The organism is Tautonia rosea (genome assembly GCF_012958305.1).
GTDB classification, from domain to species: domain Bacteria; phylum Planctomycetota; class Planctomycetia; order Isosphaerales; family Isosphaeraceae; genus Tautonia; species Tautonia rosea.
In genome coordinates, this window is the sequence record NZ_JABBYO010000008.1 from 311,358 (window position 1) to 324,291 (window position 12,934).

Here is a 12,934-nt window from a genome sequence, read left to right on the forward strand (position 1 = left end):
CCGATGCCGTCGGACCGATCCGAGGATCAGGCCGACGCCGTCGGGGTCTTGCTGGCGAGCCGGGCGGTCTGAAAGCCCCGGACAACGGCGGCGATCCGGACGGCGTCGTGCACCTTGTCCTCGCCGGCGCCTTCCTTGATCAAGGCTTCTTCATGTGCCTTAATGCACGCTTCACAACCTGCCAGGGCCGCACAGGCCAGCGAGGCCAGTTCGAACGTGGTCTTGTCGGTCGCCGGCCGAGCCATCCGGCTCATCCGGAGGCCGGCAGGCCGATGCTGGTAAGCGTCCTTTCCCACCATGTGGCGGAAGCGGTAATACGTCGTGTTCATCGCCATGATCGCCGCGGCCGCCTTCGCATCAGCAATCGCGGCGTCGTCGAGCGCCTCACGGCCGTCGTCAGCGATCGCCTCTGCCAGTTCCGAATCATTCAGGAACAACGCCGAGGTCAACGCCACCGTGTACCGCTGCTTCGCATCAAGACTTCCACCGCCGAGCACCGAGCCAAGATTCAGGCGCAGATCTTTGGTGTCATCACCGAGCGATTCTTTGATCGGATCAAGCAGCGACATGGTCAAAAGCCTCCCGAGAAACGTCTGCCACCCGAACACCACGGTGCGAGCCGTGCCGTGCGGGCGCGAACCGCAGGCATCATTCTGTCCGCCAGACTCACGTGTTGAGCCTCCAGCCCCCCACCCCCACCCGACCTTCGGCCACCCGCTCCCACGAGTCAGGAGACAGAACGAACGGGCTTGTCGCTCGCTCGCGCGGGTTGAGTTCTTGCTCACTCGCCCCGCAATCGGGGCGAGGGGTCTTCGTCCGGATCGCCAGGCCTGGCGATGACGTCACGGCCCCCTCACTCAGTATTCGGCCACCCGTTCTCCTCACAAGCGAGCGAGGGAACAGGTGCTGAGTGAAGAGGCGTTCATTCGCGAATCAGACCTTGATCGTCTCTTCACCCTTCTTCCAGTTGCACGGGCAAAGCTCGCCCGACTGCAAGGCGTCGAGCACCCGGACGATCTCGTCGACGTTCCGGCCCACCGACAGGCCATTCGCCGTGGCGAACTGGATCGTCCCCTCAGGGTCGACAATAAACGTCGCTCGCAGGCAAACCCCTTCCTCGGGGTGCAAAATCCCCAGGTCGGCGGCCAGCTTCTGGGCGCCAATCAGCGGGTACTTTAGCCCCTTCAGGTCCTCGTGCGACTGGCACCAGGCCAGGTGGCTAAACTCGTTATCCGTGCTGCCGCCCACAACCATCGCGTCGCGATCCTTGAACTCGCCGAGCCGCTTGTTGAACTCGGCAATCTCGGTCGGGCATACAAACGTGAAGTCTTTCGGATAAAAGAAATAGACGATCCACTGATCCCGGAATGAGTTGTTGTCAAAGGTCGTCAGGCTGTCCTTCGCAGCCCCCACGCAGCCGTGGGCTTGAAACTTCGGGAAGCTCTGTCCAACGGTCAGCACGGCACCCTTCCTCCGCATCGCATGTGGCAAAACACGATCGGCCGGTCCCCCCGGCCCGACGCCTGTTCGCGGCGCGTCCTTCTTGCTCAAGTTATAGGAGATCCAGTTCGATAAGTCGAATGGATTTTCCCGATCGGTTTGATAAACTTTGCTTATGGATATCGTCCAGCTTCGCTCGTTCCTGAAAATCGCCGACCTGGGCAGCTTTACGAAGGCGGCCGAGGAGCTGGGGGTCTCTCAGCCGGCGCTCAGCCAGCAGATGGCCCGGCTTGAGGCCGAGCTGGGCCGGCCGGTCCTGGAGCGTGCCGGACGGACGGTCCGCCTGACCGAGGCCGGCCTCCTCCTCCTACCCCGGGCCGAGCGCATCCTCGCCCTGGCCGATGACACCCGCCGCGAGCTGCTCGACGACGGCCGGGCCGGCCGGGTGGTCGTGGCGGCGATCCCGACGATCGCCCCGTTCCTGCTCCCCCCCGTGCTCCGCGAGTACCGCCGGGAGCATCCGGGGGCCTCAGTCCAGGTCGATGAGGAAGTCACCGAGACCCTCCTCCGGCGCTGCCAGCGCGGCGAGATCGACGTCGGCGTCTTCGCCCTCCCGGCCGAGGCCCCGCCTTCGCTCGAGGTCGAGCCCCTGTTCGAGGAGGAGCTGGTCCTCGCCCTTCCGGCCGACCACCCGCTTGCCCGGCTCGACGCCGTGCCGCTCGACGCCGTCCGGGGCGAGCCGTTCGTCCTGCTCGGCGAGGGGCATTGCCTCTCCGACCACATCCGCAGCTTCTGCCAGCAACGCGCCGTCCAGCCGATCAGCACCGGCAAGACCGGCCAGCTTGCGACCGTCCAGGAGCTCGTCGCCCTCGGCCACGGCGTCTCGTTCGTCCCCGAGATGGCTCGCCGTGTCGATGCCAGCCCCCACCGCTCCTACCGCTCCATGCTCGGCGACCGCCCCCGCCGCACCATTGCCGCCTGCTGGAACCCCGACCGCTACCAGACCCGCCTCGCCCGCGCCTTCCTGGAACTCCTCCTCGCCTACCGTCCTGGCTGATCCCTTCAAGAAATGATTGATTCTCGTAGGGTGTGTCGAGCCCTCGATGACGCACCTCCCCTAATTGGGTGTGTCATCGCGACACACCCTACGAGACTTTATCTGTGGAATCCATCGACTTTGCGGACTTCGGACTAGGAAAACGTAGAATGTCCCCAATAGCTCTGTGTCCCCAATAGCTCTGTCCCCAATAGCTCGTGGCTGGTGTCGTGTCGACCCCCGTGGGCCGACGCGGGGCCGTTGCCTCACCCGACTGGGGTCAGGATGAGCCCAGCCCCCCCGCCGTGCTTGACGCGTTTGGGTGTTCCCACGCCCGATCGCCCTTCGTTGTTAGGTGGCACTGATGACTTCACCCAGTGCAAGCTGATCGCAGGTGGTTCCAGGCGTTGCGTGATCCCAGGCGACGGTTGTGTGTGTCGAGGTGGAACGTGTCGCGAAGCGTGGTTCCGCCGACGAAGAAGCTGGGGTCGTTGTTTGGATTGATGATATCGTACACTGGTGAAGTCGCCAGTGCCACCCGGCGGCCACTCCTCCAAGACACGGGCACTGATACCATTGAGGTAAGAGCAATCAAGGGGTCCGGTCAGAACAAGCAGACCCTGAAGACATTGACGAAATCCATTACGGTCCAGTAGCCATTCGTATCCTGGCGAACAATCCGCCGGGTGCCCCGGGTTCCGCGCAGCGAACCCCGGGCGGAGCCGCATGGGCCAGCCATCCCCTGACCCGGGGTCCGCTGCGCGGAACCCGGGGCACCCGGGGCACGCCGCGCTTTGCCCCGGCCACCCAGTCGACGAGAGGACTTCTCCTAGGGTTTTTCCTCGGGTTCCGGCTCCTTGGGCTCGACGATCGGCCCCGGGGGGCGGGCATCAACGACGACCCGCTCGGCCGTCTCGCCGGGCTCGACGGCGACGATCACGGCCCCCTGCCAGGGCTCGGCCGGTTTCTGCCAGAGTGTCGGGTCGGGGTTCTCCCGGTCGAGGCTCGGGACATGAGGATCCTTCGACCCGTCGTGCCCGGCCTTCAGGCCGTAGCGGCCGGGAGGCAGGCGGTCGAACCGGAACGCGCCATCGGGGCTCGCCAGGGTCTCGCGCCGAACCACACCGTCGTCGAAGAGGACCACCCAGATCTGCCCGGCCATCGCCTCGGGAACGTGCTCGACCATCCCTTCGATCGACCCATGCTCAAGCACGGGGATCTCGACCTCGACCTCCCGATCGTCCCGGCCGATGTCCAGTGGCCCGACCACCGCCGAGGCGCCGTCGGTCCCGTCATAGACCAGGAACCAGGAGCCCCACCGCGTGTCGATCGCCAGGTCGTCGATGGCGAACGAGCCGTCGGCCTCGACGCGGCTCCAGGCCCATTCGTACCCGTTCATCGGCACGGTCCGCCCGCGGCGGATCGCCGCGTTGACCCGGTTCATCTCCTTCCGACGCGTCTGCCAGGCCCCGACCCGGCCCCCCTCGGCGATCGGCTCGCCGTCCCGGGTGACGACGCCCGCGATCCGGGTCGTCTGCCGCTTCGCCGCCTCGCTCTCGGCGCGGGTCAGCTCGATGACGATGTCGGAAAGACTCTGGTTGGCGTCGACTTCGCCCAGGAAAATCTCCCCGTCCAGGTAACCTTCGGCCGTGACGCCGATGTGGTACTCGTCCGCCTTGCCTTCGTAGGTGATGCCGAACCGCCCGGGTTCGGACTGCGAGAACTCGCTCAGTCACCCATAAAGGGAGTACGTCCCGTCCGGGTGCCGCTCGACCGTGCAGAGCGTCGCCGTGCTGATCTCGACCGGCTCTCCCGACTCGGCGTCGACGACATTCCCCTCGATCAGGAAGGCCCGCGTCACGACGATCCGCAGATCCTCGCGCGCCGGGCCGAGTGTGATCGGCTCGGGGGCGAAGAAGTCATTCGCATCGAGCCGCAGCTCCTTCGCGTTTTCCCCCACGCCGTGGACGACGAACCGGCCGTCCTCGCCCGAGAAGGCCGGATTCTCATAATCGTAATCGACCATGATCCGGACATCCGGAGCAGGCTCCCCCTCGTGATCGACCACGACCCCTCGGATCGGGACCTCGTCGGCCATCGCCACGTCGCCGAGATCGGCCTCGGGGGTTCCCGGCTGGGACCATTCCCCGCAAAAGGTACGGGCCTTTCCCGGGGCGGTCAGGGCAAACTGGGCCTGGCCAGCGGGCAAGGGCGGGGTGACGAACCGCCCGTCGTCATCGGAAACGAGCGTCCAAACGGTCTGATGCGACGAGACCGTGTGGCCGAGCATGAAGCGATACAGCTCGAGGTCAATCGTCGCCCCGGCGATTGGACGCCCCTCGGCGTCGACAGCCCGGCCGGTCATCGTTGTGCCGGGCAGGAGCGGGAGCGGATCGAGTTCGCGATCGGCCCCGACGAAGACAAGCACCCCTTCGCGGTGCTCCCGGGCCAGGCCGGGGCCCTCCGCCCAGACTTCGATCGCCCGGCCCTCCTCGATCGGCCCAAGGCGGAAGCGGCCCTCCTCGTCGGCGGTCGCCTCGCCGACCCCTTCCCGCTCCCGGATCGCCCAGACCCTCGCCCCGCCCACCGGGCCGCCCAGATGGTCAACCACCCGGCCCGAGATCGTCCCACCCGCCGAGACCTCCTCGTCCCCATCACCCCCCCCAAACAGGGCGGCGACGAGCAAAAACAGACCCAGATGTCCCGACATGCCGATTTCTCCTCCCTCTTGTGGGAACAAGGGACTTGCGATCCCCCAACCTCACGGACCATCATCGACAACTGTCAGACCATCCGTCAAGGACCCGCTGCAACGCGCGGAGGCCGATTATGCGCCGTCGCTCTCGTCACCCGTAGGGTGCGGTCGAGTCTTCGATGACCCACCCCTCCCCTCGACTCGACTGCACCAGGACGGACGCGAAAAAAAAGGGACACGAGGAGAAGGGAGCAACGAGCGGAACCCCTTTCTCCTGCAATTTGGCCAGAGCGTCAGCGCGAGCCCGGCATCTCGGCGATAGTCCTCGAGTCGTTTGAGAACCAGGCGCGGACGAGTCTGTCCGAGGGATTCGTCTGGAAAGGCCCCGTTTCGGGATCGGTCGCGAACACGAGCTGGATCATGGCTTTCGATCGGCGGATGGTCACCGGCCCCACCGGGCCACCTCCGATGGAAGCACGGATGACGACCGGTCGCGGCGACCGGACGTAATAGGTTTCGCGAATGCGATGCGCGCCCGCGCTGCCCAGGTGAAACCTGGCATCGGTTCCCCCCCGGAGCCACGACGTCTCCAGGCCCAGGATCTCCCGGGTCTGCTCCCGGGTCATCCCGGGTCGGAGCCGCTCGATGCGCTTCGGGATGCCATCGACGACGAATCGGGGGGGCAGGCCGTCCCGGAACTCTCTCGCGACGAAAAGGGCGACGGCGACAACCGCCACAAGACAGATCATCCCCCGGACGGTGAGCCGAACGCGGGGCAGTCGCATCGCCGGGCCTCCGTGAGATCGGCACAACCTCGTGGTTGAGCACTCAGTCGCCCCGATCCGGGATCGATCCGGGATCCCAGAGAGGAACCCAGATCGACCCGATCGGAACACGAGGACGACGCCTACCCTCAGTCGGCCGCGTCTCCCGAGGGATCACGCGGGGCATAGCGGGCGCGGTCGGCGTCGGTGGCGGGAACGAACTCATAAATGCCGATGCACATCTCGTCGTTCGTCTGGTCGCCCCAACGGACGAGGACCGGGGGGTGGCTCGGGTTGTTCGGGTTCTCGGCCGAGTTGTCGAAGTGGGCGACCATCTCGAACCAGGTCCCCTCGGGCAGGAAGACGGGCTCGGCCAGGGCGTAGGTCCCCTGCCAGTTGAAGTCCCAGCGGTCGATCCGAATGATCGGCACGCGGGTCTCATCGGGCAAGACGGCGGTCATGGTGAAGTCCTTGCCCAGCCAGTGCATGTGCGGCATGACGGCCGTCAAGAGGATGTCTCGGCCGAGCGGACGGCCCATCACGCCTCCCTGGCGCGTCGATCCTTTCACCTGATAGTTCGCCTCGCCGGGGGGGATCGAGATCACCTCGCGCATGAACTCGTTCAATCCCGGCCGCCCCCCTTTCTCCTGCATCGCCGCGCGGGCCTTCATCACCTGAAACATCGAGACGTCCGGAAAGACGAACCCGGTGCGCACCTCCCGGCCGAGCGGTTCGTCGGAGAGATAAAGGCCGATCGCCGTCGCGTCCTCCTCCACCTTGCCGCTCTTGTGGTAGTGGACCTGGATCAACACGTCGGCCCCCTTCGGCAAGAGGTAGCCGGAATCCTCGGGCGCCTCGCGAGGTGTGCTGCCCGGCACCCAGATCGGCAGGAACGACCGGATCGGCACCCCGTCGCCAAACCCGCCGACGGCCGAGTAGCCGGGCGTCTCGTCCTGCGCATCCAGCTCCCGGGCACGGCCCGAGGCGTCGGTCGCGGCGATCACGTGGTGGACGACCGTCCGGTTGCCCGGCTTGAAGTCGACCGCCCGGATCCACCGGTCCTCGGCCAGGTCCGTCGGCAACACGAAGACGCGGAACTCATCCTCCCCTTCAGCCCCGAGCGTGTACGGCTCGGCCATCGTCAGGATCAGGTCCGGCTCTCCCATCGGCCAGTCGCCGGCAAACGTGCGTGGCTCGGGGGCGTCGGCCGGGTTCCCTTCGGGGGTGTCGGCGTCGAGCCAGCGCTGAAGGGTCTCAATCTCGTCGTCCGAAAGGATCCGCTCCTCCCGAAACGGCCCGCCGAACTCCTTCGAGGCCGGCCACGGGGGCATCCGACGCTCCTCGACCACCAGCAACAGGTCCGACGCCCGACGCCTCGCGTGGTCGTACTCCAGCAGCGAGAACGGTGCGACCTGACCCGGCCGGTGGCAGTCCTGACAGTGGCGCTGAAGGATCGGCGCGACGTCTCGATGATAGGTCGGGGCCTCCGAAGGCTCCTCACCCGCGGCCGTTCCTCGATCTCCCAGACCGGCGGCCAGCAGCGCAGCGGCCAGGATTCCCACGATCGCAAACCGAGTCATCCTTGCAATCCTCCTGAAGACACCACCGAAGCCACGCAACCACTCGAACACCAGAAGGATCGGGCGCACCGAGACCCGTTAAGCCTCGCGGCCGATCGTCAGACATACTCCATCCTGCCCATCCAGGTTTCATCGGCAAGGGGCGAATCCTCCCGTTTTTTTGGCGAATCGATCGAAAAACGGATCGAGCCCGCCGCCTCGGCTGGTCAAGCCTGAGCGAATCCAGTACGATCCGCCTCGATTCCGGGCCAATGCTGCCCGATGGCCGGACCGCGCCCTGTTTCTGGACGATGCTCCGGCCGAACCCGAACGACCCGATCCCGGAGGGACGCGGAATGCGACGGATCGCTCCCCTGATCGTCGGCCTCCTCGCCGCAGTCGGCCCGATGGCCGAGGCCAAGGGCCAGGCGACCCCCTCAACTCCAGGCCAGGCCCCCCGCCCCCAGGCCGGCGCCGGTGTCGGTGCTGGAGCAAGGACGACTCCCCCTGCCCCGGCCATCCCCGGCCCATCCCGCGACGCAACGTACGACCCATCCGTGCAACGCGCCTCAGCCCCGGCTTCGGCCCCGGCTCAGGATTCCGCCCCCGATCAAGCGCCGAGCGATCCCGAACTCGACGCTGTGCTCGGCCGTTGGGAACAGACCAGCGGCAAGATCGAAACCCTCTACGCCACCTTCGAGCAGGTCGACGAGATGACCATCGTCGGCGACCGCAAGGTCTACAAGGGGGCCGCCTACCTCCGCCGGCCGAACCTCGTCGTCCTGCAACTGGAGAAGCAGACCGGCGACGAGGGCGACGAGAAATTCGTCTTCGACCGCCGCATCCTCGCCAACGGCGGCGAGGTCGTCGAGTTCGACGGCGCGCTCCGCCAGATCACCATCTTCCCCCTGCCCAAGGACGCCCAGCAGCGTGCCCTGGAAGAAGGCCCCCTGCCCTTCCTCTTTCGCATGAACATCGAGGACTTCAAGCGCCGCTACCGCGCCAACCTCATGCCGCCGAACCAGGAAGGCACCCACCGCATCGCCATCTACCCGAAGATCGCCGCCGACCGCGACGCCTTCTCCGTCGCCGTCCTAATCCTCGACGCCAAGACCCTCCAGCCGAAGAGCATCCACACCCTCGCCCCCAACGGCAAGGACAAGCAGAACTACTACATCAAGGAACTTAAGGCCAACGTCGCCATCAAGCCCGAGCTGTTCGTCTGGGACTCCGCCAAGGCCCAGCAGGCCCAGAAAGACGGCTGGCGGATCGTCCGCAACCCCGACCAGCCCGGCGTCCAGCCCCCTCCCAGCGAGATCGGCCGCCAGGACGCCCTCGAACCCATCCCCCGCTAAGCCGCCCCCTTCCGTCCCCCTCTCCCCGCCCGCGGGGGGAGGGCCGGGGTGAGGGGTCCCCGCGCTCAAGGCCCAGCCCTGTGCCCCGTCCGAGCCCCCCTCATCCGGCTGGGGTGGCCGGGGTCGTGACGACCCCGGACGGACCGATCCGATGCCCCCTCTCCAAGGCCCCTGGTTGCAAGCCCGACTCCACCGGGTATCATCCACCGGTTTCTTGAGCTCAGGACAGGTGGCGGAGGGCCTTTTGTACCGATGATCATCGCCATCGAGAGCCGCCGCAAGAAGCTCGCAACCGTCGAGGCGCAATGGCCCGAGGCCGTCATCATCGACGTGACCTCCAAGGGACTCGAGCCCTGGGTCCGGTTCAGCCCCTTCTACCCGCATGGCGGCATCCCAATCCCGAATTCCGGGTCAGAGACGGCACAGTCGGTCGAGGGCTTGTGGCAAGGGTTGAAGGTCTTCGAGCGAGAGGACATCGACCCCGGCAAGTGGGCCATCACCCGCATGTCGGGAATCAAGCGCGGGGGTGCCAGGCGAGGAGCGGTCCTCGGCCACCGCTTCGGCATCGAAGGCAGCACGCTCCTCGACTACCACGACGCTCGCCTGCGCATCTATCTCCCGGCCTACCGATGGGTTCTGGAGCACCGCCTGGCGGCCGAGGTCGAGCAGTTGAAACAACTCGCCGCCGATCGCCCCCTGGTGCTCCTCGACTACGAAACCAACACCGAGGTCGACGACCTCTCTCGCCCCCTCTCCCATGCGGCCTTGATCAAGGACCATCTCCACGGGTGCTGGCCCACCCCTCGGGCTGCGGAACCCTGATCCCCGGTACTCCAGAGCCGACCAATCCCGATCACCCCACCTCCCGCACCGCCCCCTCGCGCCTCAGGTCGGCCCGGCCCATCAGCGACCCGTCGGCCCCGGCCATCACCAGCTTCACGCCTCCGAAATACATGTCCGGGTGATCATACGCGCGCACCTCGAAGAACGGTTCCAGCAACGACGTGTCGAACCCCGGCTCGCTCCGGGCGATCGGCCGCCCACCCTCGGCCGCCGGCTCGACGTGCAACCGAGGAGCCGCCACCGCGTCCCCCGGGTCCAGCCCTTCAAACGCCAGCCATGCCCATGTCTGCGCAAGCGCCGTCGTGATCCGCGAGGCCCCCGGCGTCCCGAACGCCAGCCGCCTTCCGTCGTCGGCCAGGGCCACCGTCGGCGCCATGTTCGAGACGATCCGAGACCCCGGAGGCAATGCCAGAAATCCCCCCGGATTCAGCTCCGGCTCTCCCAACGCGTTATTACAGGTGATCCCCGTCCCCGGAATGTTGATTCCCGCGTCGTAGCCGTTGCTCATCGCAATCGAGACGAGGCTGCCGTCCCCCGTCGCCACGCTCAGCTGCGTCGTGCCGGGGCTGGAAAGCCTCGGCAGCCACGGCAACAACCCCGTCTCCTCCAGCAGCGACCGCGCCATCGCCTCATCGAAATCTCCCGACTCCATTACATCCGCGCGCAACTCCAGCAATGTCCGCTGCGCCCGGGCGATCACCAACGCCCGCTCGCCGTGTGTCGTCTCGCCCGGCCAGGCCCGATCAAGCCAGCCGATCAAGACCCCCAGCGCCGCCCCCCCAATACTCGGCGGCGGGTTCAACTCCAGGGTCCAGCCCCGCGACCGCAGCCTCAACGGCCGCCTCACCTCCGCCCGGTACGATTCCAGGTCCTTCCGCGAGATCAGGCCCCCGTGATCCCGCATCTCCTTCACGATCGCCTCGGCAATCTCCCCCTCGTAAACCGCCCTCGCCCCGTCTCGGGCGATCGCCTCCATCGTCCCTTCCATCCCCGGCAATCGGAACGGACTCCCCGGCGCCGCCGGATTCCGACCGTCCGGAAAATAGGTCCACAGGCAATCGTCTTGTCTCACATACGACCCCGGCCCGACCCTCGCCAGGTAGTCGCTCATCGTCTTGCTCGCCGGCCATCCCGACCGTGCCAGCTCGATGCTCGGCGCCACCAGATCCGCCCACGGCAACCTCCCGTGCCGCTTCCAGAGCGTCTCCAGCATCGCCGGCACGCCCGGCACCGCCACCGTCCCCCGGCCGATCTTGATCGCAATCCCGCTCCCGTACGGCAGCAGGTAATCGACCACGTCCAGCCCCTCGCCCGACCTGCTCATCGTCGGATCGAGCCCCGGCACCGTGTGCGCCCCGTCGATCAGCTCCGCGTCCTTCCCCTCCATCGCCACCATCGCGAACCCCGAGCCGCTGAGCGAACACATCAACGCCTCGGTCATCGTCGCCACCAACGCCGCCCCCACGGCAATATCGGCGGCATTCCCCCCCTCCTCGGCAATCCTCGCCCCCGCCTCCGCCGTCGTGGGAGAATCCGAGGCAATCACGGCTCGTGTCGGTCCAGGCATGAATCCAGGCTCGGGCCCTATTGTCAGCACACCATCGGCCGGCCCCCTCCCGTCCGGGCCGACCCGCCCTTGCCCTTCATTCTATCCCAATCGCCACTCCCCGACCGCCCGCACATCGTGTTTGGCGTTCTAATTGCGCCGGGTCGCTCCGTTGGCTCTCCAACTCGGGCGGTGCAGTTGCAAGAAACCTCCTCGTGACCTCTCGTCGCTTCTCGACCTCAGTTGGCAGGCAATTGAGACCACCCCCGGAGGATGCTCAGCTCTCATTGCCGATGAACGGGTCATCGCACCTGAGGCAACGGCGGAAGTCGAGCGTCATCCCGTCGTAGATCCGGCGAGGTTGATCGGGGCAGATTGGTTATGATAGCTCTTGATCCTTCCCAGAGCGTCCTGACTTGCGGAGCAACCTACCCATGGCGACGAAGATGCAAGAGCTGGGCATCGACCGCCTCAGCGCGGATGAGCGACTGGACCTCATGCTTGAACTCTGGGACAGCCTCGCCTCCGAGCCTGGCCGGACGCATCTGACGCCCGCCCAGCAACGCGAACTGCAACGCCGCCTCGCCGATCACGACGCCAACCCCGACGATGTCATCTCCTGGGAAGAGATCAAGGCCCAGGCCCTGGCGCGGTTCTCTGCCCGATGAACCGCCCCGTCCTTTTCCGCCGCCCCGCTCGCATTGAGTTCGACGAGGCCGCCCACTGGTACGACGCCCGTCGCCCCGGCCTGGGAGCGCGATTCACGGCCGCCGTCCAGGACGTGCTCGATTCCGCCTCTGAAAATCCGGACCGACATCCCCGCGTCTTCGACGAGGTGCACGAGGCCCTCGTTCATGGATTCCCTTACTGCGTCTATTACCGCAACGAGGCCGATTTGGTCCTCGTGCTCGCAGTCTTCCACACCGCCCGCGATCCTTTCGTCTGGCAATCCCGCCTGTGAGCCTCATCGGGGCCGCGGTGCAGACCTTCGCATTGAACCCTGGCCGGAGGTTCGCACCGCGGCCCCGACGAATCTTGGTGGGGTGTCGCTGAGTCGAACCGTGATTTATTCAGGAGGAGGCGTTGGGATTGAACGCACAAGGCGTTGGCTCACGCCCTGCCCATTCCTCCGGGGCCGCACCTCGGTAGCCCCTCGATCACCTCGCGCCCCAGGCTCGGCACCTCAGGCGGTCTCCGACGCACCCGACGTGCCTGCCCACGACCCCTTGGGCCTGCTCCCAGCCCCAAATCCCCGCGCATGGCCGCGCCGACGTGGCCATGCCACCCGGCACTCCCAAGACCCGTCCTCCCCGCAATAATGCCGTCTCAGTCGTCCGAGCCCGCCCAGCGTTCCATCTGCTCTCGGATCCGGCGCTGCTCGGCGGTTTCCGGTGGTTCCACCGCCGCGGAGCCCGAGCCCGAATCCGATTCCGGTCGAGGCGATCGGCTTCGCCGTTTCGGCGGGTCCTCGACCAGGCCATACGCCCCGGCCGGTTCGACGAAGAAGGGGAGCTTGCACTTCGGGCAGGTCATCGTCGAGCCCATCTCGGCCTCGTCCACCTGCAACGCCGCGCCGCACTCTGAGCATTCCACATCCACGATGGCCATGAGCAGCCCCTCTCGATCGTTCGTATCCCGAGACGGTGCGTCCCCCCGTCCGATCCAGAAGGCACCACGCCTCGGAACACCTCGGGCG

15 protein-coding genes are annotated in these 12,934 nt (G+C 66.7%); 5 read left to right on the forward strand and 10 right to left on the reverse strand.

The window, feature by feature from the left end:
• Positions 1–26 precede the first annotated feature (26 nt).
• From HG800_RS16315 to HG800_RS16325, 3 genes are all read right to left on the reverse strand, one after another.
• Positions 27–569, reverse strand: coding sequence for a carboxymuconolactone decarboxylase family protein (locus HG800_RS16315; RefSeq protein ID WP_169977688.1), 543 nt, complete (start codon positions 567–569; stop codon positions 27–29).
• A 97-nt stretch (positions 570–666) separates the two neighbouring features.
• On the reverse strand, positions 667–846 hold the full coding sequence (locus HG800_RS16320) for a hypothetical protein (RefSeq protein ID WP_169977689.1): 180 nt from the start codon (positions 844–846) through the stop codon (positions 667–669).
• 87 nt (positions 847–933) lie between these two features.
• A complete protein-coding gene (locus tag HG800_RS16325) occupies positions 934–1,461 on the reverse strand; it encodes a peroxiredoxin (protein ID WP_206352305.1) in 528 nt (175 codons plus the stop codon).
• A 154-nt stretch (positions 1,462–1,615) separates the two neighbouring features.
• Here HG800_RS16325 and HG800_RS16330 point away from each other — a divergent pair, with 154 nt between their 5' ends.
• Positions 1,616–2,497, forward strand: a complete 882-nt coding sequence (locus HG800_RS16330; protein ID WP_169977690.1) for a LysR family transcriptional regulator — start codon at positions 1,616–1,618, stop codon at positions 2,495–2,497.
• Between the two features lie 349 nt (positions 2,498–2,846).
• Here the strand turns inward: HG800_RS16330 and HG800_RS16335 are convergent, their stop codons facing one another.
• The 5 genes from HG800_RS16335 to HG800_RS16355 all read right to left on the reverse strand — a co-directional run bounded on the left by HG800_RS16335 (position 2,847) and on the right by HG800_RS16355 (position 7,515).
• Positions 2,847–3,014, reverse strand: coding sequence for a hypothetical protein (locus HG800_RS16335; RefSeq protein WP_169977691.1), 168 nt, complete (start codon positions 3,012–3,014; stop codon positions 2,847–2,849).
• A gap of 291 nt (positions 3,015–3,305) precedes the next feature.
• The gene (locus tag HG800_RS16340; protein WP_169977692.1) at positions 3,306–3,920 is read right to left on the reverse strand and encodes a carboxypeptidase-like regulatory domain-containing protein; all 615 of its coding nucleotides are present in this window, start codon (positions 3,918–3,920) and stop codon (positions 3,306–3,308) included.
• A gap of 288 nt (positions 3,921–4,208) precedes the next feature.
• Positions 4,209–5,186: a carboxypeptidase-like regulatory domain-containing protein gene (locus HG800_RS16345; protein WP_169977693.1), complete on the reverse strand. Its 978-nt coding sequence runs from the start codon at positions 5,184–5,186 to the stop codon at positions 4,209–4,211.
• A gap of 278 nt (positions 5,187–5,464) precedes the next feature.
• On the reverse strand, positions 5,465–5,956 hold the full coding sequence (locus HG800_RS16350) for a hypothetical protein (protein ID WP_169977694.1): 492 nt from the start codon (positions 5,954–5,956) through the stop codon (positions 5,465–5,467).
• Positions 5,957–6,084: 128 nt separating this feature from the next.
• Positions 6,085–7,515 carry an ascorbate-dependent monooxygenase gene (locus HG800_RS16355; RefSeq protein WP_169977695.1) on the reverse strand — a complete coding sequence of 477 codons (1,431 nt, stop codon included), beginning with the start codon at positions 7,513–7,515 and terminating at the stop codon, positions 6,085–6,087.
• Positions 7,516–7,850: 335 nt separating this feature from the next.
• Between HG800_RS16355 and HG800_RS16360 the strand changes: the two genes are divergently transcribed.
• Complete coding sequence (locus tag HG800_RS16360; RefSeq protein WP_169977696.1) at positions 7,851–8,849, forward strand: TIGR03009 domain-containing protein; 999 nt, start codon at positions 7,851–7,853, stop codon at positions 8,847–8,849.
• A 252-nt stretch (positions 8,850–9,101) separates the two neighbouring features.
• Complete coding sequence (locus HG800_RS16365) at positions 9,102–9,671, forward strand: DUF6939 family protein (RefSeq protein WP_169977697.1); 570 nt, start codon at positions 9,102–9,104, stop codon at positions 9,669–9,671.
• Between the two features lie 31 nt (positions 9,672–9,702).
• On the opposite strand, the gene HG800_RS16370 is transcribed toward HG800_RS16365, so the two are convergent.
• A complete protein-coding gene (locus tag HG800_RS16370) occupies positions 9,703–11,259 on the reverse strand; it encodes a gamma-glutamyltransferase (RefSeq protein ID WP_169977698.1) in 1,557 nt (518 codons plus the stop codon).
• Positions 11,260–11,672: 413 nt separating this feature from the next.
• Between HG800_RS16370 and HG800_RS16375 the strand changes: the two genes are divergently transcribed.
• The gene (locus tag HG800_RS16375; RefSeq protein ID WP_169977699.1) at positions 11,673–11,906 is read left to right on the forward strand and encodes an addiction module protein; all 234 of its coding nucleotides are present in this window, start codon (positions 11,673–11,675) and stop codon (positions 11,904–11,906) included.
• On the forward strand, positions 11,903–12,199 hold the full coding sequence (locus tag HG800_RS16380) for a type II toxin-antitoxin system RelE/ParE family toxin (protein ID WP_169977700.1): 297 nt from the start codon (positions 11,903–11,905) through the stop codon (positions 12,197–12,199). The genes HG800_RS16375 and HG800_RS16380 overlap by 4 nt, the downstream gene beginning before the upstream one ends.
• 365 nt (positions 12,200–12,564) lie before the next feature.
• Here HG800_RS16380 and HG800_RS16385 read toward each other — a convergent pair whose 3' ends face one another.
• Complete coding sequence (locus HG800_RS16385) at positions 12,565–12,846, reverse strand: hypothetical protein (RefSeq protein WP_169977701.1); 282 nt, start codon at positions 12,844–12,846, stop codon at positions 12,565–12,567.
• Positions 12,847–12,934 lie beyond the last annotated feature (88 nt).